The organism is Dickeya oryzae (genome assembly GCF_009372235.1).
Lineage (GTDB): Bacteria > Pseudomonadota > Gammaproteobacteria > Enterobacterales > Enterobacteriaceae > Dickeya > Dickeya oryzae.
In genome coordinates, this window is record NZ_ML762922.1 from 55,848 (window position 1) to 81,699 (window position 25,852).

Here is a 25,852-nt window from a genome sequence, read left to right on the forward strand (position 1 = left end):
AAAAAAACCGGGGGCGTCTTTCCCCCGGTTTTCTCTTTTGTGAATACAGTTCCAGCCAGTTAGCGGGCAATCACATTCGCGCACAGACGTTTGCTACCGTCTTCCTGCGCCACACTGTAAACGCCTTGTAGTTCCGGCGCAAAACCCGGCATCAGGTTAATACCGGCTTCGAGAGCCTGGAAATAATGCAGCACCGCACCACCCCACACTTCCCCCGGCACCACGCACAACACGCCCGGTGGGTAAGGCAACGCGCCTTCAGCGGCGATTCGCCCCTCGGCCTCAGCCAACGGCACCAGATCCACCTCGCCACGGATATACGCGGTATGCGCGTCCTGCGGTAATACCACCGCCTGCGGGAAAGAGGCTTTGCGGAACATCTCTTTTTGCAGCCGTTTCACGTCATGGCTGGCGTAAAAATCATGCATTTCCTGACACAACTGCCGCAACGTATAACCGGTATAACGCTGTTCATGCTTGCGATAAAGACTCGGCAAGACTTCGCTTAACGGCGCGTCCTGCTCGATCAGTTGCTCAAACTGTACCAACGCCGCCACCAGACGCTCCATCTTCGCACGGTCTTCTGCTGGCGTAAGCAAGAACAAAATCGAGTTCAGATCGCATTTCTCTGGAATGATGCCGTGCTCACGCAGGTAGTTGGCGAGAATCGTCGCCGGAATACCAAATGGGGTATAAGCCCCCGTAGCCGCGTCAATCCCCGGCGTAGTCAGTAACAGCTTACACGGGTCAACAAAATACTGTTGCTGCGCGTAGCCTTCAAAAGCATGCCAGTTGTCGCCCGGCTCGAAGTTAAAGAAACGCACGTCTTGTGCCATCACATCAGTATCGTGATCCTGCCAGCGTTTCCCACCCACCATCGGCGGCACAAACGGTTTGATAAGCGTACAGTGCTCCAGCAGTTGCTTACGCGCTTCAATCCCCAGCCTGACGCACTCCATCCACAGCCGACGACCGCTCGGCCCTTCGTGCATTTTGGCGTTCACATCCAGCGCCGCGAACAGCGGGTAAAACGGGCTGGTGGAGGCATGCAGCATGAAGGCGTTATTCAGGCGCTTATGCGGACAAAAGCGTTTTTGCCCACGAATATGGTTATCTTTCTTGTGGATTTGCGACGTTTGTGAGAAACCAGCCTGCTGTTTATGCACCGACTGGGTGACAAAAATCCCCGGGTCGTTCTCGTTTAAATCCAGCAACAGTGGCGAGCACTGCTCCATCATCGGGATGAACTGCTCATATCCCACCCAGGCAGAGTCAAACAAAATGTAGTCACACAGGTGACCGATGCTATCCACCACCTGGCGGGCGTTATAGATAGTGCCGTCGTAGGTGCCCAATTGAATGACGGCCAGCCGGAACGGCCTGGCTTCATCAGCACGGTCTGGAGCGGCTTCGCGAATAAGCTCGCGCAGATAGCCTTCATCAAAACAATGCGCGTCCACCCCACCGATAAAACCAAATGGGTTACGGGCTGTTTCCAGATAAATTGGCGTCGCCCCCGCCTGAATCAGCGCACCATGGTGGTTGGATTTGTGGTTATTACGATCAAACAACACCAGATCGCCGCGTGTCAGCAAGGCGTTAGTCACCACTTTGTTCGCCGCCGACGTCCCGTTCAGCACAAAGTAGGTTTTATCAGCATTGAACACGGTTGCAGCAAATTTCTGCGCTTTTTTAGCGGCACCTTCATGGATCAACAAGTCGCCCAGTTTCACATCTGCGTTGCAGATGTCGGAGCGGAACATGTTTTCGCCATAAAACTCGAAAAACTGACGGCCTGCCGGATGCTTGCGGAAAAATGACCCGCCCTGATGCCCTGGGCAGGCAAACGTGGTATTACGCATGCCAACATACTTAGACAGCGTGTCGAAAAACGGTGGCAACAAACGAGCCTGATACTCCGCAGCCACTTTTTCCAGTTGCAGCGCGTGTTCTCCGCCTTTATCCAGACTCAGCCACTCGCTGCCCGGCGGCAACGGTTCCTCACTGGTGTGCCACGGCTCACGCACCACGAACGCCGGAATACCGAAACCGGAGTGATGCATCACCGACAGGATGCCGCTGCGCGCCTCTTCAACCGACACCACGACGGCCGCGATATCGGTAAAATCGGTCTGACTGAGCGCCACAATCGGACGCAAGGTGATTAGACGGGAGGCAACCGCCGCATTAGCCGCAATTTTTAACTGTTTCATGTACCCAAACCCAAACGGTCAAGAATGAGTGTACGTGCCTGAAAGACACCGCGCAGAGATAACGCTACGTGTTAAGCGTAACGTACCCCATCAACTACTGCCCAAAACGACAAACAGCATGCCAGCTAACCGCGACAAATGTATGACCCGCGCCAGCGGCACAGGGAAATACGCATCATCTGGGACCAGCACCGTCCGATAGACATCAGTAAAATCAGAGACCGAACGGCTCTATTTTTAGTCATGCCTAACAGTGGGCGTCAGCACGCCTCACCGCATGGTGGTAAGGGATAATCGGGAAAACAGGGATGGGGTTAACGCAATGCGTTCAGAGTGCGGCAACAACAGCGGAGATCCGGCGCACGGTGTCTGTACCATGGGCGTTGAATCTGACATATCCGCAATCCTCTAAATAACCGCAGGTGGAAGGTAAGCTAAAAACCGCGCAATAGTGGCATTATTTTTCACCGAATTCAAGAAAACGAATGTGACAGTATTTATCGGCGCATTACCGCCTGCCATCAGGCTTGCCAACACTCTTCCCCGCTCGTCAAATCAACAGAGAACAAGGGCGACTGGCTGAAAATAGACCAACCGCAGCGATTGTGACAGAAACTCGTTGACGCTCATCGCGATATACGGTTTAATGCGCCCCGTTGCCCGGATAGCTCAGTCGGTAGAGCAGGGGATTGAAAATCCCCGTGTCCTTGGTTCGATTCCGAGTCCGGGCACCATATTTTTGTTTTGGGACGTGCCTATACGTCCGGGAACATAGAAAAATCAGTAATTTGATGGAAATCTGGAGTACCTCAAGGTACTACCAGATTTTTTGACATCCGTAGTTTTTGGGGGCTTAATTGGGGGCCTGTCGGTTCGATAAACTACGGAGCCCCCGCCATGCCTCTGACTGATACCGCCATCCGCAACGCCAAGCCGCTCGATAAACCTTACAAACTCAGCGACGCGCAAGGTTTATACCTGCTAATCAAACCTAACGGTTCCAAGCTCTGGCATCTTAAGTACCGCTTCGTCGGCAAGGAGAAGAAGCTGGCGTTTGGCGCTTACCCGACGGTTTCGCTTGCCAGTGCCCGTAAACTGCGTGAAGAAGCCCGGACTATTCTCAGCGCAGGGGACGATCCCGGCGTAAAAAAACAGCACGACAAACAGGCGAAGAAAAACGGCAATACCTTTGAAGCCATCGCTCGTCAGTGGGTGGCCGCGAACATTCGTTGGAGTGAGGCACACGCCGCCAAAGTCCTGCGTTCACTGGAACTGCACGTTTTCCCGCTCATCGGCAATGTCCTTGTCACCGACCTGAAAACCGCCAACCTGCTGATCCCGCTGCGGGTAGCGGAGAAAAAGGGTTGTCTGGAAACGGCTGCACGGATACAGCAACGCACGACAGTCATCATGCGTTACGCCGTACAGGAAGGACTGATTGCCAGCAATCCGGCCAATGACCTCTGCGGCGCAATCACCCCGCCGCCAAAAAACCATTACCCTGCCCTGCCGTTAGAAAGGTTGCCGGAACTACTGGAAAGAATCGAAGGCTATTCCGGCAGACTGCTGACAAGATTGGCGGTACAGCTTAATTTGCTGATCTTTATCCGTTCGAGCGAATTACGTTTTGCCCGTTGGACGGAAATCGATCTGGATAACGCCATGTGGACACTTCCAGCACAGCGGGAGCCCATTACGGGTGTGCGTCACTCAGAGCGTGGTGCAAAAATGAAAACACCGCATCTGGTGCCGCTGTCAAAACAGGCGGTAACGGTACTGAAGCAGCTAAAACTACTATCCGGCAACGGGGATTTGCTCTTTCCGGGCGATCACTATGCGCGTAAACCAATGAGTGAGAACACCATCAACAAGGCGCTGCGAACGATGGGGTACGACACGCAGGCGGATATCTGCGGGCATGGCTTCCGCACGATAGCATGTAGCGCGTTGATTGAATCAGGTCGATGGTCAAAAGATGCCGTGGAGCGGCAGATGAGCCATCAGGAGCGCAACCACGTTCGCGCCGCCTATATTCACAAGGCGGAGCACCTCGACGAACGCACGCAGATGATGCAATGGTGGTCAGACTATCTCGATGTCTGCCAGCATCAATTCATCCCGGCTTATCGCTTTGAGAAGTCGATTAAGGTCGCCTGAGTCAGACTGATGTACGAATAGAAATAGAATAAGCCGCTGCAAAAATATTACTTTGTAACGGCTTATCTAATTTTTAAAAACTATTTTTTCTCTAACCCTTTAATTTGATGGATAATGTTTTTCACATCGCCGTGTTTTGTATTTGAAGGAAGATTATTTCCTAATAACGTTCTGTTTGCTGCTGTCTCGCGATAGCCATGCTTGCTTAAGAGGTCATTTAATTCATAGTCTTGATCTTTGTTTACAAAGTCCCAGTCTGATTTAGGCATTCTTTCTCCTTTTAAAATATTAATAATGCCATAGTAATCAATTAATTAGCCATTAAAACAAAAAATGGCCCATATTGTATATAGATGAAGGTCTGGATAATTCAAGTGTTACGGAACGTTTATTTCGAAATTTCAGAAGCCTTACCAACGTATTGAGCGCTTTTTTATGGCTTTTCAATTCCTGCCCTCGTGGGAATTGAAAAGTGGCGTGAGGCGAGTAAATTCCATTTCGCAGAAAAGGCTAATTTTCGTCGCCGAACCCATCTGCAAACAGCCACGCCCACGCGGCTTTTGCAGACCGGGGGGAGCCGCAAAAAATTTGCCGCCCCAGCGAGCAAATAGGCGCGCCCACGCGCCGGTTTTTGTGGGGGGCTTGCCCCGCACACCGTCGCCGCTAAGTCTCCGGCCACCAGCCGGTAGCGTGGCGCGACCAACCCATTTAAAGCGGCGTTTCCCGTTATTTCGCACCGAGCCAGCGAGGAAAAGAAATAACAGGCTAAAACGCGCGTCTTAAAGGGGTTGGTCGCGCGTAGCGCGCGACGGTGTGCCGCCGTTGACCTTGGGGGTTTTGGCGTGGCGTTCAGCCGCGACATTACCCCTATGAGCCAGGCAATAAGGGCGTCCAGCCCGCATGAACTGGCGCACGCCGTTTTGTGCCGGGAAATGTATTTTCCGGCACATGACTGCATTGCGGCCACCGCATTCGCCTCACGCTGTCGGCGCATCACATCGGCTCATACCGTGAGGCGAACTAATGAGGCAATCTCATGAGGCGAATAACAGACGAAGATGATGGAACCAATAATAGTGACACTCACTATCGCGACTCACTGAGAAATTTATCGATAAAAGTAAACTGCCGCGCTTCGCTTGCCTTCTCCCGAACCGTTACCGACCCAGGCCGATAACGGTTCGGGAGATCCTGTTTTACTTTAACGATTTTCTGACTTGCGGTAACGGGAAGGCCAGATTTCCGCAGGCGAAACACCCAGCGCTTCCGCAATCAGCTTTTCCCCTTTAGGCCAGTGTCTTGTTAGCGCATTTGCCAGCGTGGAAGACGCTAACCCCGCGTTACGCGAAACCGCCGCCAGTGTTGTTCCCCGCTTTTTCAGCGCCGCAATAATATCGGCGGGATGCCAGTCCTGCTGATTCATAGCGTCACCTCATCAATACTGTTCACGCCGTCAACGGTACGAATCCAGCGCGGGGCTTTCAGTCCAGCGGCAAACAGCCAGACCAGTTCAGCCAGCAATCCGGTCAACGCTTGTTCCATTTCCAGTGATAATCCCTTGCCAGACAACAGTTGTGCCAACGTCAGGCAGTAATCACAAAGCAATTCAGAATCGGGGTCGAAACAGGGAGAAACAGCGGGAAACGTATCAACAGTCAGGCTTTCGGTCTGATGGGGTGGAATCGGTTGGTTCAGCGTGGGCCTCACCAACGCAAGGCCATCGGTAAGCCGGGCGCACAACGCCAACCGCTGGGCCGGGTCGTCGCTTTCAACCAAGTTTTCAACAAAACGTTCGCAATGATCGGCCAGTGCGGTGAAATCCGTGGCGGCATTAAAAGGAACAGTGAGTAACGGGTGAGTCTGGATGAGGGTCGTAGCCATAAGGCAGCCTCCAGTGAGAAGTTAACTTATAACCACCACCAGAGGTTCCAATCTCAGGGTGGTGGACTGAACGGGGTTGGAACTACCGGCCTCACTGAAACCGGCGCACCTTGCGGTGCCCCCGCCCAGCCCACCATAATTTGGGTGTAGCTAAACGCGCGACATAAAAAAGACGCATTGGCGTCTTGTCGCCAGTGAGGTTCATCGGGGTTCCAATCCCGGCATCTGATTTTGCAGGTGCGCAGGAAAGATAACGCGGTGATGAATTAACCGCAAGAGATTTTCTCCGTACATAAAGCACGCAACCTGCCTCGCCTGCCACGGTAATGCTTGAGCAGAGAATCAAATTTAGCTAATTTAGCTAAATTACCTCACACCGCTACGGTTGCCCTTATTGATTAACGAAAACATGAACGAAAACGAGATTTATCACCGTATCCGGCAGGCACTCAGCAACGCGCCGCGTAACCAGTATATTGCGGAATTACATCTGCAAATGATCAAATACGCCGACGAACTGGAACACATTACGGCAAAAGCCTTTTGCGAAGGCACCGGTCTGAACCAGAGTCTTGGCACTGAATTCAGCAAAATGCGTAACTTAACCCGTCGGTTGAAAGCCGCCGGACTGAACACCGATCTGCTGTAACCTGCTCACGGCACATCTCTGAACAACACGAGATATTGAATGGCTATCAAAAAAACCGAACTCTACTCCTCCCTGTGGGCAAGCTGTGACGAATTGCGCGGCGGGATGGATGCCAGCCAATACAAGGACTATGTGCTGACCTTGCTGTTTATGAAGTACGTTTCCGACAAGTATAAAGGCGACCCCGACGGGATGATCATCATCCCGTCGGGGGCCAGTTTTGACGATATGGTCGCTCTAAAAGGCAATAAGGAAATCGGCGAGAAAATTGACATCATTCTGCAAAAGCTGGCGGAAGAAAATGGCCTCAAAGGTGTCATCAGCGAAGCCAGCTTTAACGACGAAGACAAGCTCGGCAAAGGCAAAGAGATGGTTGACCGCCTGTCAAAGCTGGTCGGCCTCTTTGAGGGGTTGGATCTGTCCGGCAACCGGGCCGAAGGCGACGACTTGCTCGGCGATGCTTATGAATACCTGATGCGCCACTTCGCCACCGAATCCGGCAAGAGTAAAGGGCAGTTTTACACCCCGGCGGAAGTCTCACGCATTCTGGCGAAGGTGATCGGCATTACACCTGAAACACCGCAGGATGCTACCGTGTACGACCCAACCTGCGGCTCTGGTTCACTGTTGCTGAAAGTCAACGATGAAGCCCGCCGAGGGCTGTCGCTCTACGGGCAGGAAATGGATAACGCCACCAGCGCGCTGGCACGGATGAACATGATCCTGCACAACAATGCCACCGCTGCCATCTGGCAGGGCAACACGCTGAGCGATCCACAGTGGAAAGACGCCAACGAAAAGCTGAAAGCCTTTGATTTCGCGGTAGCAAACCCGCCGTTTTCCAATAAAAACTGGACCAACGGGCTGAATCCGAAGAAGGACCCGTTTGAACGCTTCGTCTGGGGTATTCCGCCGGAAAAAAACGGCGACTACGCCTTTTTACTGCATATCATCAAAAGCCTGAAAAGTACCGGTAAAGGGGCGGTGATCCTGCCACACGGCGTGCTGTTCCGCGGTAACGCCGAGGCGACTATCCGCGAGAACCTGATCAAACAAGGCTATATCAAAGGCATTATCGGCTTACCGGCCAACCTGTTTTACGGCACCGGCATCCCGGCGTGCATTATCGTCATTGATAAAGAGCACGCCCACAGCCGCAAAGGCATTTTTATGATCGACGCCAGCCGGGGCTTCATCAAGGACGGTAACAAAAACCGCCTGCGCAGCCGGGATATTCACCGTATCGTGGATGTCTTCAACCACCAACGTAGCGTGCCTGGCTACAGCCGGATGGTGCCGTTAAGTGAGATCGCCAGCGAGCAGAATGATTACAACCTGAATATCCCCCGCTATATCGACGGCGGCGAACCGGAAGATCTGCACGATCTGGCCGCGCACTTACAGGGCGGTATTCCGGCGCGTGATGTTGATGCCTTGCACGACTACTGGCAGGTGTTCCCTGCCCTGCGCGAGGTGTTGTTTAGCGATGATCGCCCCGGTTACTGCCGGGCGCGGGTAGAGGCGCGACAGGTTAAGCCGACTATTCTGGCGCATCAGGAGTTTAAGGATTTCGCCACCCGCAGCCTGCTGCCGTTTGACGCATGGGTGCAACACGCCGCGCTGCATGAAATCGGCAAAGGTGATAAACCCAAAGCACTGATCCACGATATCAGCGAAATGCTGTTATCGCAGTACGCCAACAGTGCACTGCTGAATCAGTACAGCGTATATCAGATCCTGATGGACTACTGGGCCGACACCATGCAGGACGACGTATACGTGATTATGCAGGAAGGCTGGAAAGCCGCCGCGCAAATCCGCGAGCTCCAGCCGGTAAAAGGCAAGGATGGCAAAAACATCTGGAAAGAAACGCACGATTTTGAGTTTACCAAACGGCGTTACAAGGTTGACGTATTACCCCGTTCACTGGTGGAAAAGCGCTGTTTCCCGCAATTGCTGGATGCCCTCAACGCCGCGCAGGCGCGCAGCGAGGAAGCCAGCCGCCAGTTAGCCGAGTTCATTGAAGAACAGGCCGGTGAAGAAGACCTGCTGGCGGAAGCGAAGAACGACAAAGATAAGGTGACGCAAAAGCTGGTGAATGCCCGCCTGACTCGCCTTAAGCACACCACCGCTGACCCGGACGAACTGGCGGCTTTGACCCGCTGCCTGGCGCTGATTAAAGCAGAAGCCAATGCCAAAAAAGCACAGAAAGACGCACAGGAAACGCTGGATCACGCGGTGTTTAAGCACTACCCCACCTTGGACGAAGCCGCTATCAAGAAACTGGTGGTTCAGGACAAATGGCTGGCAACCTTGCAGGCGGGCATCAAGGCCGAGATTGAGCGCATCACCCAGCAACTGGCGGAGCGGGTAAAAGAACTGGAAGAGCGTTATGCGGAACCGTTACCGGTACTTGAGAACGCCGTTGAGGCGCTGAACGAAAAAGTCGCCGGGCATTTGCGGGCCATGGGGTTGGTATGGTGATGGCAATACAAAATCCAGTAACAGAGAAACGGCAATCGGGTGCGGCAGGGAAAGCCGTGCCTGCGGGATTTAAACTGACTGAGGTGGGGGTGATTCCGGAAGATTGGGAGTGCAAATATCTCGGTGAATTTGGCGATATTGTGCGCGGTGGCTCTCCTCGCCCCGCAGGTGATCCTAGATATTTTGAAGGTGATTTTATCCCTTGGCTAACCGTTGCTTCACTTACGGCGATCCCGGATGCTCAACAGGTCGTTATAACAACATCGTCGATGTTAACCGAATTAGGCTCCAAGCATAGCCGGACCTTAGAAAAAGATACTCTTATTATTTCTAATAGTGGCGCAACACTTGGCGTTGCAAAAATATTAGGTATTAAATGCTGTGCAAATGATGGTGTTGCTGCGATTATTAACCAAAGAGTCGGCAATAAATCATTTCTTGTTCATTACATCAATACAATAACAAAGAACCTCCATGACAAGGTCGCAACGGGTAATGGACAGCCGAATCTAAATACCGATCTTATTCGACTTATTCCTGTACCTTTTCCAAAGGAGAAAGAGCAGGAAAAAATAGCGGGCACGTTATCAGATTGTGACAATTTCATCCTTAAACTAGAGAAACTAATCGCTAAAAAACAAGCCATCAAAACCGCCACCATGCAGCAATTGCTGACAGGTAAAACCCGTTTGCCACAATTCGCGTTGTGGGACGATAGGACTGCTAAGGGATATAAAAAGAGTGAGTTGGGGGAAATACCAGAAGATTGGTCTATTGAAAATTTCTCAACGCTGGCAACACTGAGAAATGAAAGATTTAACCACAGAACAAAAGATATTGAATGTTTTTGCATTGAGCTTGAACACATTATTTCCGAATATGGTCAATTAAATGGTTTCACTGAAACATCAGCTACATCATCGATCAAGAATGTTTTTTCGCCAAATGACATTCTTTTCGGCAAGCTACGTTCCTATCTGAAAAAATACTGGAAAGCCACACAAAGCGGCGTTTGTTCTACTGAAATATGGGTATTAAAAACTGAGCTTCATAAAGCAATACCAGAGTTCATTTTTCAGACAGTTAAAACTGACCGCTTTGTTCAAACAGCATCCGAAGCTTATGGTACTCATATGCCACGAGCTGACTGGAAAATAATCAAAGAACTTCAAGTGGCAACACCATCCATTGAAGAACAAACCGCCATCGCCGCTATCCTTTCCGATATGGACCAAGAAATACAAACCCTGCAACAACGTCTGGAGAAAATCCGCCAGCTAAAACAGGGGATGATGCAGGAGCTGTTAACCGGAAAAACTCGACTCATAGAAAAGGACTAAACCTATGCCAGATATTCGCACACAGCAATTTCTTTATCATTTAACAGATATTAATAATCTGGAGGATATCTTTTCAGAAGGGCTAAAATCTCGCAGCCTCCTTCGTGGTTTTTCAGACGTTGCCGATCCTGAAATCATAGCCTCGCGCCGCGCTTTGCGATTAGAAGAATATGTTCCTTTCCATTTTTTCGCTCGAAACCCATTTGATGGTAGGGTCCATCGTAATAATCCAGATAAGACGTTCGTTCTCATTACCGTTCGTCGAAGCCACGCACAGACGAATAGCTGGTCAGTCATCCCCAGACACCCGCTATCTGGTTCAGAGATTACTTTGCTTGATTATGAAACAGGCATGGCTACCATTGACTGGGAAACTATGAACCGCCGTGAATATGGGGATGACAATTGCAAGTGTGTCTGTATGGCGGAATGTCTCTCCCCAACAACGGTTCTCGCAAGCGATTTTAATAGTATTTTTGTTCCTAATGCAGAAACAGAAGCAACTGTTAACAATCTAAAAAGAACTTATGGGTTAAGTATGTACATCAATAACAGCCCACATATGTTCCCCGGAGCCTGACCGTGGCCTACGACTACAGCGCCAGCCTCAACCCACAAAAAGCCCTGATCTGGCGCATTGTCCATCGGGATAATATCCCGTGGATACTGGACAACGGCCTGCATTGCGGCAATAGCCCGGTGCAGGCGGAAAACTGGATCCCTATAGGCAATCTGGAGCTTATCAACAGACGCGCCGGGCATCCGGTGCCAACCGGCACGGGTGGTACGCTGCATGACTATGTGCCGTTTTACTTTACGCCTTTCTCGCCCATGCTGATGAATATTCACAGCGGGCGCGGCGGCATTATGCAACGTCACAATGAGGAAATCGTTATTCTGGTCAGCAGTCTGCGTACCGTGGCGGCGCAACATGTCCCTTTCGTGTTTACCGACAGTCACGCTTACTATCACTGGGCCAACTACTACACCAGTCTGGACAGGCTGGACCAGATCGACTGGCCCATTTTGCAACGTCGGGATTTTCGCCGTGACCCCGACGACCCCGCCAGGTTTGAGCGCTATCAAGCCGAAGCACTGATTTGGCAACACTGCCCTGTCACACTGCTGAGCGGGATGGTTTGTTACAACAACGACGTCAAGTTACACTTAGAACAGTGGCTGTCGCAACGCAATCTGACAATCCCCGTTCACGCACGGGCCGGGTGGTACTTCTCATGATCACATATACGCAAGGCAATTTACTGGATGCGCCCGTGGAAGCACTGGTGAATACGGTTAATACCGTCGGTGTCATGGGTAAAGGCATCGCGCTGATGTTTAAAGAGCGCTTCCCCGATAATATGAAAGCCTATGCCCTCGCCTGCAAACACCAGCAGGTGATGACCGGCAAAATGTTTATTACTGAAAGCGGCGAACTGATGGGGCCGCGTTGGATTGTCAACTTCCCCACCAAGCAGCACTGGCGCGCCGACTCCCGTATGGAGTGGATTGAAGACGGCTTGCAAGACTTACACCGCTTTTTGCTCGAAGAGCGGGTGCAGTCCATCGCTATTCCGCCGCTGGGCGCAGGCAACGGCGGCTTGAACTGGCCGGACGTGCGGGCGCGGATTGAAGCGACGTTGGGCGATCTTCAGGACATCAACATTCTGATTTACGAGCCAACAGAAAAATATCAAAACGTGGCTAAAAGCACCGGTGTAAAAAAGCTCACCCCCGCCAGAGCGATGATCGCTGAACTGGTGCGCCGTTACTGGGTATTGGGCATGGAATGCAGCCTGCTGGAAATTCAAAAACTGGCGTGGCTTTTACAACGCGCCATTGCACTGCACCAGCAGGAAGATGTGCTAAAACTGCGGTTTGAAGCGCACCATTACGGCCCTTACGCCCCAAACCTGAACCATCTGCTTAATGCGCTGGACGGTCACTATCTAAAAGCGGAAAAACGCATCCCGGATAGCCAGCCGCTGGATGTGATCTGGTTTAACGATCGGGAAAAAGACCACGTCAACGCTTATCTGAACAGTGAAGCGAAAGCGTGGTTGCCCGCCCTGGAGCAGGTTAGTCAGTTAATAGATGGCTTTGAATCGCCGTTCGGTATGGAGTTGCTGGCGACCGTAGACTGGTTGCTAAGCGACGGCAAATGCCAACCCACGCTGGATTCCGTTAAAGAAGGGCTGCACCAATGGCCTGCTGGCAAGCAGTGGGCCAATCGCAAGATGAAGTTGTTTGATGATAATAATCTGCAATTCGCCATTAACCGCGTCATGACATTCCATTGCTGAAGATGTTGAGCACTGCCCGAGCCCGGAATGGCAAATAAAATAGTCTGACAGGACAGGTTCAAGGAGAGCGCCTTTTGAGTACCATTGGCCAGCGCGAACGCGCCACACAGCAGCGTTTGATTCAGTTTTTTGTTCAGGATTTAGGATACCGCTATCTGAGCCGACGTGACGGATATGCCGGGGACAGCAATATCGATGCACAAATACTGCGCGCATGGCTGAAACGGCGTAGCGTTAGTGATGCCCTTATCACCCGTGCACTGCGTCAACTGGACTATGCCGCTGCACTGGGTGACGGTAAGAAGCTCTATCAGGCCAATAAAGAGGTCTACCGCCTGCTGCGTTATGGCGTGAAGGAAAAAGAAGGCGCTGGCGAGCAGCATCAAACCGTGTGGTTGATTGACTGGGCGCACCCCGAGGCCAATGAGTTTGCTATCGCCGATGAAGTGACGGTGAAAGGCGAATATACCAAGCGCCCGGATCTGGTGCTGTACGTTAACGGTATCGCGCTGGGGGTGATTGAGCTTAAACGATCATCAGTCAACGTCGGCGAAGGCATCCGGCAAAACCTCGACAATCAAAAGAAAACCTTTATCCGCCACTTTTTCACCACTATGCAGCTTGTCATGGCGGGTAACGATACGCAGGGGCTGCGCTACGGCACTACGGAAACACCGGAAAAATATTATCTGGAGTGGAAAGAAGACCATCCCAGCAGCGATACGCATCGACTCGACTTTCACTTAAGTTGCCTTTGCAGCAAGTCAAGGCTTCTGGATATTATCCATAATTACATTGCCTTTGACTCCGGGGTGAAAAAACTCTGTCGTCATAATCAGTTCTTCGGCGTCGAGGCCGCTAAACAGCATATTGCCCGCCGTGAAGGCGGGATCATCTGGCACACGCAAGGATCGGGTAAGAGCCTGACGATGGTCTGGCTGGCGAAATGGATCCGCGAAAACGTACCGAGTGCCCGCGTGCTGATTGTGACTGACCGCACCGAACTGGACGAGCAGATCGAAAACGTGTTTATGGGGGTCGATGAAGACATTTATCGTACCTCAAGCGGTAACGATCTTATTGCAACGCTCAATCATCCTAATCCTTGGCTCATCTGCTCGCTGGTGCATAAATTCGGTCGTCGCAGCGAAGCGGAAGACAGTGCGGCAACCGACGCATTTATCACCGAATTACAGCAATCCCTGACAAAAACATTCCGTGCCAAAGGCGATCTGTTCGTGTTCGTCGATGAGTGCCACCGCACGCAGTCCGGCAAACTGCATAACGCCATGACGGCCATTCTGCCGGAAGCCTTGTTTATCGGTTTTACCGGCACACCGCTGATGAAGAAAGATAAGAAAAAGTCGGTGGAGGTTTTCGGCCCTTATATCCACACCTATAAGTTTGATGAAGCGGTTGCGGATGGCGTCGTGCTGGATCTGCGCTATGAGGCCCGCGACATTGATCAGAACCTGACGTCTGGGAAAAAGGTCGATGACTGGTTCGAAGCGAAAACGCGCGGCCTGTCGAATTTAGCGAAAACCCAGCTAAAACAGAAATGGGGTTCAATGCAGAAATTGCTCTCCAGCAAGTCACGGCTGGAGAAGATCGTGAACGATATTCTGCTGGATATGGACACCCGGCCACGCCTGATGGACGGGCACGGCAACGCGATGCTGGTATGCAGCAGTGTGTATCAGGCTTGTAAGGTTTTCGAGATGTTCAGCCAGACCGATCTGGCGGGGAAAGTGGCGATTGTGACCAGCTTCCGCCCGGATGCCGCCAGTGTCAAAGGTGAGGAAACCGGTGCAGGCTTGACCGAAAAACTGTTTAAATTTTCGACCTATCGCAAAATGCTGGCTGACTACTTTGAACAAAGCGAAGAGAAAGTCGCCGGGCGAATCGCCGAGTTCGAGCGGGAAGTTAAACAGCGCTTTATTGATGAACCGGGGCAAATGCGTCTGCTCATCGTGGTGGATAAGCTACTAACCGGCTTTGATGCGCCGTCTGCAACTTATCTCTATATCGATAAAGCGATGACTGACCACACACTATTCCAGGCGATTTGCCGGGTGAACCGGCTAGACGGCGAAGACAAAGAGTACGGTTATATTATTGATTATAAAGACTTGTTCCGTTCACTCGATAAAGCGATAACCGATTACACCACGGGCGCATTCGACGATTATGATCCGGAAGATGTGGATGGCCTGCTGAAAAACCGGCTGGCGCAGGCGCGGCTGGATCTCGACAGTGCTCTGGAAGTGGTGCGTAGTTTGTGCGAACCCGTGAAAGCGCCACGCAGCTTGCAAGATTATCAGCACTACTTCTGCGGCCAGTCGGGGGAAAACCAGACGGAGTTAAGCGAAAAAGAAGCGCTGCGTCTGTCGTTTTATCAGAATGTCGCCCGTCTGCTGCGCGCTTATGCCAACCTGGCGAATGAAATGCCGCAAGCGGGTTACACCACCGAAGAGGCAAACAGCATTCGCGCCGACGTCGCTGAGTTCGAGAAACTGCGCTATGAAATTAAACTGACCAGCGGCGATCTGCTGGATATGAAGTGCTTTGAACCTGCCATGCGTCACTTGCTGGATATGTACGTTCGTGCCGATGACAGTGAAGTGCTGATGGATTTCGAAGAGTTAAGCCTGATCGAACTGATTGTCGAGAGAGGCGCAGCGGCGCTCTCCGACCTGCCGGACGATCTTCGTAATAATCAGGATGCCATGGCGGAAACCATCGAAAATAACGTGCGTAAAACCATCGTGGATGAAAATCCGGTTAACCCGAAATATTACGGGCGCATGTCGCTGTTACTGGACGAACTGATTACGCTGCGCCGCCAGAATGCACTGGATTATCAACAGTATCTGGAGCGTATCCGTGATTTGAGTGAACAAGTCATTCACCCGGAGCAAACCGCCAGCACATCCTATCCAGCCTCAATGGATACACAAGCTAAACGCGCGTTCTATGACAACTTAGGCCATGATGAGACGCTGGCGCAGCGTATTGATACCGTTATCCGTTATACCAAAAAAGCGGACTGGATCGGTGACCGTTTCAAGGAACGAGAAATCCGCAAAGCATTGCGTGAAGAAACCGCCAGTTATGATGTCGATATTGATAAGGTTATAGACCTTGCGCGCCAGCAGAAGGAGTATCATTGATGCCCGTCATACAGATAGGCACGCTGTGTTTGCAAGTCAATCGAAAAGCGATTAAGAACCTGCATATCAGCGTCCTGCCGCCCGATGGCAAAGTGCGTGTTTCGGCCCCGGAGCATATGACGGAAACCGCGATTCGGATGGCAGTGGCTTCCCGCTTTCGCTGGATCAGAAAACAACAGCAAGATTTCGCCAGACAACCCCGCCAGTCAGAACGGGAGATGGTCAGTGGTGAATGTCACTATCTTTGGGGCCGTAAATATCGCCTGTTTGTGATTGAACGCCAGGGTCGCCATGAAGTGAAAGTCGTGGGGAATAATAAACTCCAGCTTTATGTCCAGCCGGGAACCAGCAATGAAAATAGGGTTCTGGCATTAACAGAATTTTATCGGCATGAACTGAAGCGACAAGTTGCCAGATTACTCCCCTACTGGCAGGAGAAAACGGGCGTTCCCCCAACATTCTGGGGCATCAAAAAGATGAAAACCTTTTGGGGAACCTGCAATACCACAACAAAACGAATCTGGTTCAATCTGGAACTGGTTAAGAAGCCGCCGGAGTGTCTGGAGTACATACTGGTGCATGAGCTGGTTCATCTTCTGGAACGTCACCATAATGAACGCTTCCGGGGGCATATGGATCAGTTTATACCCAACTGGCGTGAGCGGCGTGATTTGTTAAATAAGATGCCGCTGGCGTTTGAAGAATGGGAATATTGACGGGTTCTTGTTGAGTTCAAGTGTTCGTTGTTGTTTAAGCTTATCTATTGGTGATTTTATCTATTTTGGCGCGACGTTGAGAAGATGTTTTAAACTTACTGATATGAAAAAGGGCACAGCATCGTGCAGGCAATTTTTCATGACAACCATCACAAAAACAAAGCGATTTTTTATGGGGGCTTTCATGGGGGCTCTGTTTGCGATAAACATAAAAAAAATATATAATTAACAGTAAGTTAATCGTGAGTACGATCCCGAGTCCGGCACCACTTATTCAGAAAAACCAGCCTACAGGCTGGTTTTTTGCTTTTGGGAAACAGGGTTCGATTCTCTACGAAGGAACAATTGTGCCTCCCATTCCCCATGATTTTGGCTCATATCCTGAAGCGTAACGGCCAGATATCCTCCGGCTGCTTTCCCAATGCACCAGCAATTAATCTCTCGCCTACGAGCCAATCTCACTCAGGAAAAACTAGGCGTACTGGCGGGTGTTGAAGAAGCTACTGCGCGATCACGCATATCCCAGTATGAAAGCGGAATACATCGCCCAACGTTTGAAATGATGTGCGCGTTTGCTAAGGTGCTTAATGTGCCGGAGTGTTATTTTTATACGGTTGATGATGATTTTGCTGAAGTAATTTTAAAATTACATAATGGTGAAATGGTTAAATGGAAAAAATAACTCAATCCATATAATAATTTTGAAAATTAAACTAATAATATGGCAAATGATTTTTTTAACTACTACCTAAGAGACCAATCTTATTAGTGGTGGAACCGGACGGAGTTGGTTTTACCGACCTTACTGGACACTGGCGCGTTTTGTAACGCCTCTGCCCAACCCACCATTGAGATGTCCGGGTGAACGACATAAAAAAGACGTAAAGCGCGTTATATGCCGCCAGTAAGGAATATCTTCAGGGGACATAATCAGTATGTCGGAAGATCTCTAAATGTGAATAGGCCGTTTTGGTGGGATACTTACACTTCAGTGGCAGGGCATCGTCCTTCCTGACGCAGTAACTTTACTTCGTGCAACGAGTATGAGCGATTGCAAGACTAGCTTGGGGGAAGTTACCGATTTTAACTTGAACCAGCTTGCCAGTGACAAGGCTAGTGTAACGATAGAAAAGGAACTTAACGCCAGTTTTCCTACATGACACGCGCAGACCTCTGTTTTCGCCGACATCAGCTTTATCGCTATCGCCAGATTTCATTGTTTCGAGCGCGCTCGAAGAATGCGGCGTCCCCTCTTGTTTTCCTGCCTTGAAGACTCCGTTATCATGCAGCCTGCATACGAATGAAAGCCATGCGGGTCGGCTATGTGCCCAATCACCGGGTGATAACCAAACCGGCCAGCAGTACAACACAGGATTTCATGCGCGCTAATGAGCATCGCCGGTATCATTAACGCATTAAAATTTAAGAAGATGGACATCACAACGCGATGAGTACACCAGAGAGTTTAGACGCCCACACCCCCATGATGCAGCAGTATCTGAAGTTGAAAGCTCAGCATCCCGATATTTTGCTGTTTTACCGTATGGGGGACTTCTATGAGCTGTTTTATGACGATGCCAGACGCGCGTCGCAATTGCTGGATATCTCGCTCACCAAACGTGGCGCGTCAGCGGGTGAGCCGATTCCAATGGCCGGTGTCCCTCATCACGCGGTAGAAAACTATCTGGCAAGGCTGGTGCAGTTAGGCGAATCCGTGGCGATTTGCGAACAAATTGGCGACCCGGCGACCAGCAAAGGGCCGGTAGAACGTAAAGTGGTTCGCATCGTTACCCCCGGCACCATCAGTGACGAAGCACTGTTACAGGAAAAACAAGATAACCTGCTTGCCGCCATCTGGCAGGAAAGCCAGGGGTTTGGTTACGCCACGCTGGATATCAGCTCCGGTCGTTTCCGTCTGGTAGAGCCGGCTGATAAGGAAACCATGGCGGCTGAGTTGCAGCGCACCAACCCGGCAGAACTGCTCTATCCGGAAACGTTCGACGCGATGTCCCTGATTGAACACCGCCACGGGTTGCGTCGCCGTCCGTTATGGGAATTCGAGCTTGATACCGCTCGCCAGCAGCTAAACCTGCAATTTGGCACCCGTGACCTGACCGGTTTTGGCGTAGAGCAAGCGCGGCTGGGCCTGCGTGCCGCAGGTTGCTTGCTGCAGTACGCCAAAGATACCCAGCGCACATCGCTGCCGCATATCCGTGGCATCACCATGGAGCGCCAGCAGGACGGCATTATTATGGATGCGGCAACCCGCCGTAATCTGGAATTGACGCAGAACCTGTCTGGTGGGGTCGACAACACGCTGGCTTCTGTGCTCGATAGAACCGTAACCGCGATGGGCAGCCGTATGCTTAAGCGTTGGTTGCATGCCCCTATTCGCGATACTCAGGCATTGCTGCAACGTCAACAAGCTATCGGCGCACTGCAGGATACTGCCGCCGAACTGCAACCGTTTCTGCGACAGGTTGGCGACCTGGAGCGTATTTTGGCGCGTCTGGCGTTACGCTCCGCACGCCCGCGTGATTTAGCCAGAATGCGCCACGCGTTTCAGCAGCTACCGGATATCCATGCCCTGCTGGAAACCGTCAACGCCGAAGCCGTACAGCAGTTACGTGCCTCTATCGGACATTTCGATGAACTGCGCGACCTGCTGGAACGCGCTGTGGTAGAAGCGCCGCCGGTGTTAGTGCGTGATGGTGGGGTGATTGCCAGCGGCTACAACGACGAGCTGGATGAATGGCGCATGCTGGCTGACGGTGCCAGCGATTATCTGGATAAACTGGAGATCCGCGAGCGTGAGCGGCTCGGTATCGATACGCTGAAAGTCGGTTTTAACGGTGTACACGGTTACTACATTCAGGTCAGTCGTGGGCAAAGCCACCTGGTGCCGATGAACTATGTCCGCCGTCAGACGCTCAAAAACGCCGAGCGTTACATCATTCCCGAGTTGAAAGAATACGAAGATAAGGTACTGACCTCAAAAGGCAAGGCGCTGGCGCTGGAAAAAGCGCTGTATGACGAGCTGTTCGACCTGTTATTGCCACATCTGGCGGAACTCCAGCAAAGTGCGGCGGCACTGGCGGAACTGGATGTACTGAGCAATCTGGCCGAGCGCGCCGATACGCTGCATTACGTCTGCCCGACCCTGAGTGACAAACCGGGGGTCAAGATCAGCGGTGGCCGTCACCCCGTCGTCGAACAGGTACTGAGTGAACCGTTTATTGCCAACCCCTTGTCACTGTCTCCCCAGCGCCGATTGCTCATCATCACCGGCCCCAATATGGGCGGGAAAAGCACCTACATGCGCCAGGCAGCGTTAATTGTCTTACTGGCACACATTGGCAGTTACGTCCCGGCCGAACAGGCCGTCATTGGCCCGGTTGACCGTATATTTACCCGCGTCGGTGCCGCCGATGACCTCGCGTCTGGCCGTTCTACCTTTATGGTGGAAATGACGGAAACCGCCAATATTCTGCATAACGCCACCGAACACAGCCTGGTACTGATGGATGAAATCGGGCGCGGCACCTCCACCTATGATGGTTTGTCGCTAGCCTGGGCCTGTGCCGAAGCGCTGGCAAACAACATCAAAGCCATGACACTGTTCGCCACCCACTACTTCGAGCTGACCAACCTGCCGGAGAAAATGGAAGGGGTGATCAATATCCATCTTGACGCACTGGAACATGGCGACACGATAGCGTTCATGCACAGTGTGCAGGAAGGAGCGGCCAGCAAGAGTTACGGACTGGCGGTTGCCGCGTTGGCTGGCGTACCCAAAGAGGTCATCAAACGGGCCAGACAAAAACTGAAAGAACTGGAGTCACTGGCTGGTCATGCCTCCGCCAGCCATGTCGATGGCTCGCAACTGGCGCTACTCGCACCCGTTGAGCCGTCACCGGCGCTGGAAGCGCTGGAGTCTATCGACCCTGATGCGCTGACACCGCGTCAGGCGCTGGACTGGCTGTATAAATTAAAAGGCATGCTGTAGGGAACACACCGAGCGGGGAACAGCGCGACTCAGGTTCTCCGCTCACACCGGTCGATTTGACCTGCTCACGTCGTGATTTACAACGACGAGATCAAGACGACGAGGCAGGATAAGCGATCACGCGGGAATGGGAGTAATAGCTCACACGGATGGCTGCCAACCCTTGCGTGGTTGTCACCGAGAACACATACCCACCCGGTTGTTTGGTGATATGACGCTCAGCCACGCTAGTCCCCGTCCCCATGTCAACACTCAAAAGCCAGCTAATACAATCAGGTGCCGCCGGTGCCTCTTGCTTATCTACCGCCAGAAGCCGGTAACGTGAAGCGGCCGCCAGCGGATGACCATCATCACCCAGCGCTTCCAGATCGTTGTTCGACGGGCGGAAATAACGCTTCTCACCATGACTATCGGTCAACACCAGGCGCTCGGCAGTGCGGCTCCAGCGACCGGACTCTGCAACCGTAGCCTTGCCATCAGCCCTCGACGGATAGCTCTCCTGCATAACAAAACTGCCATCCGCACTTAAAAAAAGCGAGGTATCCACATCGCCGCAGGTACCGCAAGGCAGCTTACCGCGATAATACTGCGCCATCGGGCGTAACGGCTCATCCTGAACCTGAGAACGGGAATGGCATCCCATCAGCCCCGATAATAGAACAACAAGCATCACCCCTGTCGCCAGTTTTTTCATCCTTATTCTCCTGCTGTGTTGTGCTGGCATGCCGTCAGATCATCCCTAACCCTGTGCAATTTGCCAGTCACTGAACGACAATTCCAGATTATTCTGATCGTCGGACAGCCAGATAGTTCCCTCCTGTAACGTCGCTTGTAACGTCATGGTGCGTCTGGCTAACGCTGCCAGGCTCGCCAGTTGCTGATCATCCAAAAAACGTACCGTCAGGTTAGTCAGGGCTCGCGCTTTATCAGCCATGCTTTGCCACCACACCCGGGCGGCACGCTCACCGTAAGCATAGAGCACCACATCCGGTGACAGACTGCAGGCTTTCTTCAGACGCTTCTCGTCTGGCAGCCCCAGTTCCACCCATAACAGCACTCGACCGTCGTCGCTGTGTCGCCAGATTTCTGGTTCGTCATCCGCACACAATCCCTTGGTAAAACGCAGTTGCTCATCAGCATGACAAATCCATGCCAATAGTCGCAGCATCATGCGTTGGTCGGTTTCCGAAGGGTGCTGAGCCAGCGTCAGGCTGACATCCTGGAAAAACGCGCGATCCATATCGGCGATGTTAACACTGGCTTTATAAACCGTTGCTTTTAAGGCCATTCTCTACCCCTTGTCACAGAACCGGTAGTCTACCCCAGCGGCGACCGACATCACAGTCACGCGCGTTAAACCGGTGGTAACGGCAGAATATGCTGTTGCATTATGCTGATAACCTGCCGGGGCCTATGCTATAGTCGGAAAGAAGAGGAGAGTTTATCTTCGTAGAATTACATTGCCGTCGCGATAACAACGAAGGGTGCATGAATCTCTACCGGGTTAAGCTCTAAGGGAGGATATTGTGCAACAATACAGTGAATTAGTACGCCGTCTGTACGCGGAGATCGCCAGTGGTGATCTGGGGTATATACCCGACGCGCTGGGTTGTGTGTTGAAAACCCTGGATGGCATCGCGACAAACAGCGAGTTACCATCCTCTGTCAGGGAACAGGCGGCCTATGCCGCCGCTAACTTATTGGTGAGCGATTATGTCAATGAGTAATGAATATCAACCCATTAATTGTGATGACTACGATAACCTGGAAGCCACCTGCCAGCAGCATTTGACGTTAACGGTAGAACTGCGTAACGGCGAAGTCGTGGTGGGTAAAGCCAGCGATATGATCTCTCGAAAGAACATCGAATATCTGGTGATTGACGACGCGGGCCAACAACGCGAACTCCGTCTCGACCATATCCTCAGCTTCAGTCACCCAGAGATTGGAAAAGTTGTCGTCAGTGAACCCTGACCCCCTTCCTCGCAACACGAACGGACAACCTTAGGTTGTCCGTTTTCATTACGCTTTGCACCAGTCGATAAACCATTCTCCATCGATAAAGCATTCGCCATCGATAAACGACATGCCATCATCCGGCATTGCCTGCCCGTCACGCGTCACGAACCGCCCCACCGCGGCAATCAACTGCTCATTGTAAAATATCAACGGTGTACGATCGCGCAACCACGGCGGCACCCCCAGCTCCTGCCACAACTTCTTTATCGGGCGGCCGTGCTCACGTCCGACTATCTGTACATAGCCTTGAAAACCAAAGCGTACCGTCACGCTTTCATCGCGACGCGGCTGCCGCACCCGGGTCCCTGATGTCGAGAGCGTCAGTTGCCCGAGACAATCCGGTAGAGATAACGGCGCGATGGTCGGTTGCCACGGCAACACACAATCGGTTACCGGCTGCATCATCGGCAGCCAATAAAGATAACGACGGAATCGTCTGACCTGCCATGAGCCAAGTTGTAACTGCGGGTTGGCATCATCACGGCTGAGTGCCACCTCATGCCATAATCGCATCAATTGCTCGCGGGACGGCATACGCGCCCCCTGCTCAGACAGCCAGCGACGCAGCAGCGCAAATCGCCGGGTCGCGCTCATGGGGATCAGCGCATCGACACTTAATGCGCCATCAGCATTACGCAACGTTGCCAGCGACTCCGCCAGCAATTCATCCAACAGTTGCTCCTGCTCGGCACAGAGTGCCGCACTGCGCGCCACGGCAGAGGGGAAATGGGGCCAGCGCTGCCTGAGCACCGGCAGCACTTGCCGACGCAGGAAGTTACGGTCGTAACGCTCATCGGCATTACTGTCGTCTTCAACCCAAACCAACTGCTGCGACCGGGCATAACGCTCCAGTTGCTCACGGCTAATACCCAACAGCGGTCGCAACAACGACACACCGTTCAGGGTGGCGCTCGCCGCCATCGACGCTAATCCCGCCGGGCCACTGCCGCGTTTAAGCGCCAGCAGAAAGGTCTCGCTCTGATCATCCTGATGCTGAGCGGTCAACAGTGTTTCTCCCTCACACAGCTGTTGACGTAAAACCTGATAACGCGCCGTTCGGGCCGCCGCTTCAATGCCACCGTCTCGGGCATCCACCTTCACTGCCAGCACATCAAATGGCACCAGCCAGTTAATACACTGGGTACGACAATGCTCGGCCCACGCATCAGCATTCACACTCAAACCGTGATGCACATACACCGCTCGTAGCGACAGCGCGTGAGGCAAACGCAAACGCGTCATCACATGTAGCAACACGGTAGAATCCAGACCACCGCTATAAGCCACCAGATAACGCCCACCGGTAGTGAGCTGTTCGCCAACGGCTGCTAACAGCGTGGAGGTAATATCGGTCTCAGCGTTCATACAATTCGAGCGGTAACCCATCTGGATCAGCAAAAAACGTAAACCGACGCCCGGTATACTCGTCCGTCCGTACCGGTTCACAGTCTACGCCTGCCGCGTGCAACGCAATTACCGCTTGTTCGATATCCTCAACCGCAAACGCCAGATGGCGCAATCCGCAGGCTTCCGGTCGGCTGACGCGTGCTGGCGGCGAGGGAAATGAAAACAGTTCGATCAAATAGCGGTCATTGAGCGCCAGATCCCCTTTCCAGGAATCACGGGCGGCTCGGTAAACCTCCTGTTGCAGCGTAAAACCGAGCACGTCGCAATAAAAACGCTTACTGCGCTCATAATCTGAGGCAATAATCGCGATATGGTGAATATCCAGCAGTGTCAGCATAAGGTTGGTTCTCCGAAAAGGCGTACCACCACGCTTATCGATACGATGCCATGAATAATAAATGAACTTAAGGAGAAAGGGGCTGATAAGACCATCCCGGCAATCACCGCCATAGACATCATGACATCGTCTAAGACCGTTACCAGCATAACAAAAAGTCCGCGATCGTTCCCAATCGCGGACTTTTATGGCGTCGTGTGAGCGAAATCAGCAGTAGCCGTAGTTCATCAAACGCTGGTAACGACGGTTCAACAGTTCCTGTTCGCTCAGTGTATCCAGTTCTTTTAAGTCGGACAGCAACTGAGATTTCAGTGATGCCGCCATCGCTGCTACATCGCGATGAGCAGAGCCCAGCGGTTCAGGGATAACGGAATCAATCAGTTTCAGCTCTTTCAGGCGCGGAGCGGTAATGCCCATGGCTTCTGCCGCCAGCGGCGCTTTATCCGCACTCTTCCACAGAATCGAGGCACAACCTTCCGGCGAAATCACCGAATAGGTGCTGTATTGCAGCATGTTCACTTTATCGCCAACACCGATAGCCAGCGCACCGCCAGAACCGCCTTCCCCGATAACGGTACACACAATCGGTACACGCAGACAGGACATCTCACGCAGGTTACGGGCAATCGCTTCAGACTGACCACGCTCTTCCGCGCCCACCCCCGGGTAGGCCCCTGGGGTGTCGATAAAGGTGATGATCGGCATTTTGAAGCGCTCGGCCATCTCCATCAGACGCAGTGCTTTACGGTAGCCTTCCGGAGCCGGCATCCCGAAATTGCGGCGAATTTTTTCTTTGGTTTCACGACCTTTCTGGTGACCAATAATCATCACCGGTCGATCGTCGAGACGGGCAATCCCACCGACGATCGCTTTGTCATCGGCATAAGCGCGATCACCTGCCAACTCATCAAAGTCGGAGAAAATATGCTTAACATAGTCCAGAGTATAAGGACGCTGCGGATGGCGAGCCAGTTGGGCAATCTGCCAGGAACCCAGATCGGCGAAGATTTTACGCGTCAGTTCCACGCTCTTTTCACGCAGACGCTTTATTTCCTCGTCCAGGTTAATATCCAATTTTTCATCTTGGCGACTGACTGCGGTCAGGGAATCAATCTTCGCTTCCAACTCTGCAATCGGCTGCTCAAAATCAAGAAAATTCAGACTCATAGT

General features: G+C 52.2%; 23 protein-coding genes and 1 tRNA gene. 14 read left to right on the forward strand and 10 right to left on the reverse strand.

The annotated features are described in order from the left end of the window. Window positions 1-59 precede the first annotated feature (59 nt). The gene (locus tag FAZ14_RS07645) at window positions 60-2,213 is read right to left on the reverse strand and encodes an ornithine decarboxylase (RefSeq protein ID WP_153508312.1); all 2,154 of its coding nucleotides are present in this window, start codon (window positions 2,211-2,213) and stop codon (window positions 60-62) included. 658 nt (window positions 2,214-2,871) lie between these two features. On the opposite strand from FAZ14_RS07645, the gene FAZ14_RS07650 reads away from it, so the two are divergent. Continuing rightward, window positions 2,872-2,947 (forward strand) — tRNA-Phe (locus FAZ14_RS07650). 163 nt (window positions 2,948-3,110) lie between these two features. After that, on the forward strand, window positions 3,111-4,370 hold the full coding sequence (locus FAZ14_RS07655; protein ID WP_153508313.1) for a tyrosine-type recombinase/integrase: 1,260 nt from the start codon (window positions 3,111-3,113) through the stop codon (window positions 4,368-4,370). Between the two features lie 80 nt (window positions 4,371-4,450). On the opposite strand, the gene FAZ14_RS07660 is transcribed toward FAZ14_RS07655, so the two are convergent. From FAZ14_RS07660 to FAZ14_RS07670, 3 genes are all read right to left on the reverse strand, one after another. Continuing rightward, window positions 4,451-4,639 carry a hypothetical protein gene (locus FAZ14_RS07660; protein WP_153508314.1) on the reverse strand — a complete coding sequence of 63 codons (189 nt, stop codon included), beginning with the start codon at window positions 4,637-4,639 and terminating at the stop codon, window positions 4,451-4,453. A gap of 932 nt (window positions 4,640-5,571) precedes the next feature. Then, window positions 5,572-5,793 carry a helix-turn-helix domain-containing protein gene (locus FAZ14_RS07665; protein ID WP_033575806.1) on the reverse strand — a complete coding sequence of 74 codons (222 nt, stop codon included), beginning with the start codon at window positions 5,791-5,793 and terminating at the stop codon, window positions 5,572-5,574. Further along, window positions 5,790-6,251 (reverse strand): hypothetical protein, encoded by a 462-nt coding sequence (locus FAZ14_RS07670; protein WP_153508315.1) that lies wholly within the window; start codon window positions 6,249-6,251, stop codon window positions 5,790-5,792. The genes FAZ14_RS07665 and FAZ14_RS07670 overlap by 4 nt, the downstream gene beginning before the upstream one ends. A gap of 409 nt (window positions 6,252-6,660) precedes the next feature. Here FAZ14_RS07670 and FAZ14_RS07675 point away from each other — a divergent pair, with 409 nt between their 5' ends. The 8 genes from FAZ14_RS07675 to FAZ14_RS07710 all read left to right on the forward strand — a co-directional run bounded on the left by FAZ14_RS07675 (window position 6,661) and on the right by FAZ14_RS07710 (window position 16,913). Beyond that, complete coding sequence (locus FAZ14_RS07675) at window positions 6,661-6,900, forward strand: HTH-like domain-containing protein (protein WP_033575808.1); 240 nt, start codon at window positions 6,661-6,663, stop codon at window positions 6,898-6,900. Between the two features lie 39 nt (window positions 6,901-6,939). Beyond that, window positions 6,940-9,384: a type I restriction-modification system subunit M gene (locus tag FAZ14_RS07680; protein ID WP_153508316.1), complete on the forward strand. Its 2,445-nt coding sequence runs from the start codon at window positions 6,940-6,942 to the stop codon at window positions 9,382-9,384. Next, window positions 9,384-10,724, forward strand: a complete 1,341-nt coding sequence (locus tag FAZ14_RS07685) for a restriction endonuclease subunit S (protein WP_420890247.1) — start codon at window positions 9,384-9,386, stop codon at window positions 10,722-10,724. Before FAZ14_RS07680 ends, FAZ14_RS07685 begins: the two co-directional genes overlap by 1 nt. 4 nt (window positions 10,725-10,728) lie before the next feature. Further along, entirely contained in the window at window positions 10,729-11,304 is a 576-nt protein-coding gene (locus tag FAZ14_RS07690) for a DarT ssDNA thymidine ADP-ribosyltransferase family protein (protein ID WP_153508317.1), read from the forward strand. A 2-nt stretch (window positions 11,305-11,306) separates the two neighbouring features. After that, window positions 11,307-11,963 (forward strand): type II toxin-antitoxin system toxin DNA ADP-ribosyl transferase DarT, encoded by a 657-nt coding sequence (gene darT, locus FAZ14_RS07695; protein ID WP_153508318.1) that lies wholly within the window; start codon window positions 11,307-11,309, stop codon window positions 11,961-11,963. Beyond that, window positions 11,960-13,027: a type II toxin-antitoxin system antitoxin DNA ADP-ribosyl glycohydrolase DarG gene (gene darG, locus FAZ14_RS07700; protein WP_153508319.1), complete on the forward strand. Its 1,068-nt coding sequence runs from the start codon at window positions 11,960-11,962 to the stop codon at window positions 13,025-13,027. The genes darT and darG overlap by 4 nt, the downstream gene beginning before the upstream one ends. A 74-nt stretch (window positions 13,028-13,101) precedes the next feature. Next, window positions 13,102-16,197 (forward strand): type I restriction endonuclease subunit R, encoded by a 3,096-nt coding sequence (locus FAZ14_RS07705; protein ID WP_153508320.1) that lies wholly within the window; start codon window positions 13,102-13,104, stop codon window positions 16,195-16,197. Continuing rightward, window positions 16,197-16,913: a M48 family metallopeptidase gene (locus FAZ14_RS07710; RefSeq protein WP_153508321.1), complete on the forward strand. Its 717-nt coding sequence runs from the start codon at window positions 16,197-16,199 to the stop codon at window positions 16,911-16,913. The genes FAZ14_RS07705 and FAZ14_RS07710 overlap by 1 nt, the downstream gene beginning before the upstream one ends. A 374-nt stretch (window positions 16,914-17,287) precedes the next feature. Here FAZ14_RS07710 and FAZ14_RS20455 read toward each other — a convergent pair whose 3' ends face one another. Then, the gene (locus FAZ14_RS20455) at window positions 17,288-17,335 is read right to left on the reverse strand and encodes a hypothetical protein (RefSeq protein ID WP_244149397.1); all 48 of its coding nucleotides are present in this window, start codon (window positions 17,333-17,335) and stop codon (window positions 17,288-17,290) included. Between FAZ14_RS20455 and FAZ14_RS07720 the strand changes: the two genes are divergently transcribed. Next, complete coding sequence (locus FAZ14_RS07720; protein ID WP_153508402.1) at window positions 17,335-17,595, forward strand: helix-turn-helix domain-containing protein; 261 nt, start codon at window positions 17,335-17,337, stop codon at window positions 17,593-17,595. The genes FAZ14_RS20455 and FAZ14_RS07720 overlap by 1 nt on opposite strands. A 765-nt stretch (window positions 17,596-18,360) precedes the next feature. Then, window positions 18,361-20,919 (forward strand): DNA mismatch repair protein MutS, encoded by a 2,559-nt coding sequence (gene mutS, locus FAZ14_RS07725; RefSeq protein WP_038925541.1) that lies wholly within the window; start codon window positions 18,361-18,363, stop codon window positions 20,917-20,919. A 91-nt stretch (window positions 20,920-21,010) separates the two neighbouring features. Here mutS and FAZ14_RS07730 read toward each other — a convergent pair whose 3' ends face one another. Both FAZ14_RS07730 and FAZ14_RS07735 read right to left on the reverse strand, forming a co-directional pair. After that, window positions 21,011-21,613 (reverse strand): copper resistance protein NlpE N-terminal domain-containing protein, encoded by a 603-nt coding sequence (locus FAZ14_RS07730; protein WP_016942164.1) that lies wholly within the window; start codon window positions 21,611-21,613, stop codon window positions 21,011-21,013. A gap of 45 nt (window positions 21,614-21,658) precedes the next feature. Beyond that, window positions 21,659-22,207 (reverse strand): YaeQ family protein, encoded by a 549-nt coding sequence (locus FAZ14_RS07735; protein ID WP_016942165.1) that lies wholly within the window; start codon window positions 22,205-22,207, stop codon window positions 21,659-21,661. A gap of 238 nt (window positions 22,208-22,445) precedes the next feature. Here FAZ14_RS07735 and FAZ14_RS07740 point away from each other — a divergent pair, with 238 nt between their 5' ends. Beyond that, on the forward strand, window positions 22,446-22,646 hold the full coding sequence (locus FAZ14_RS07740) for a YaeP family protein (RefSeq protein WP_012883680.1): 201 nt from the start codon (window positions 22,446-22,448) through the stop codon (window positions 22,644-22,646). Beyond that, window positions 22,633-22,893 carry a Rho-binding antiterminator gene (rof, locus tag FAZ14_RS07745; protein ID WP_012883679.1) on the forward strand — a complete coding sequence of 87 codons (261 nt, stop codon included), beginning with the start codon at window positions 22,633-22,635 and terminating at the stop codon, window positions 22,891-22,893. The genes FAZ14_RS07740 and rof overlap by 14 nt, the downstream gene beginning before the upstream one ends. A gap of 48 nt (window positions 22,894-22,941) precedes the next feature. Here the strand turns inward: rof and tilS are convergent, their stop codons facing one another. The 3 genes from tilS to accA all read right to left on the reverse strand — a co-directional run bounded on the left by tilS (window position 22,942) and on the right by accA (window position 25,849). Beyond that, on the reverse strand, window positions 22,942-24,303 hold the full coding sequence (gene tilS / locus FAZ14_RS07750; RefSeq protein ID WP_235914499.1) for a tRNA lysidine(34) synthetase TilS: 1,362 nt from the start codon (window positions 24,301-24,303) through the stop codon (window positions 22,942-22,944). After that, on the reverse strand, window positions 24,293-24,682 hold the full coding sequence (locus FAZ14_RS07755; RefSeq protein WP_153508323.1) for a VOC family protein: 390 nt from the start codon (window positions 24,680-24,682) through the stop codon (window positions 24,293-24,295). The genes tilS and FAZ14_RS07755 overlap by 11 nt, the downstream gene beginning before the upstream one ends. 207 nt (window positions 24,683-24,889) lie before the next feature. Beyond that, window positions 24,890-25,849, reverse strand: a complete 960-nt coding sequence (gene accA / locus FAZ14_RS07760; protein WP_038925544.1) for an acetyl-CoA carboxylase carboxyl transferase subunit alpha — start codon at window positions 25,847-25,849, stop codon at window positions 24,890-24,892. Window positions 25,850-25,852 lie beyond the last annotated feature (3 nt).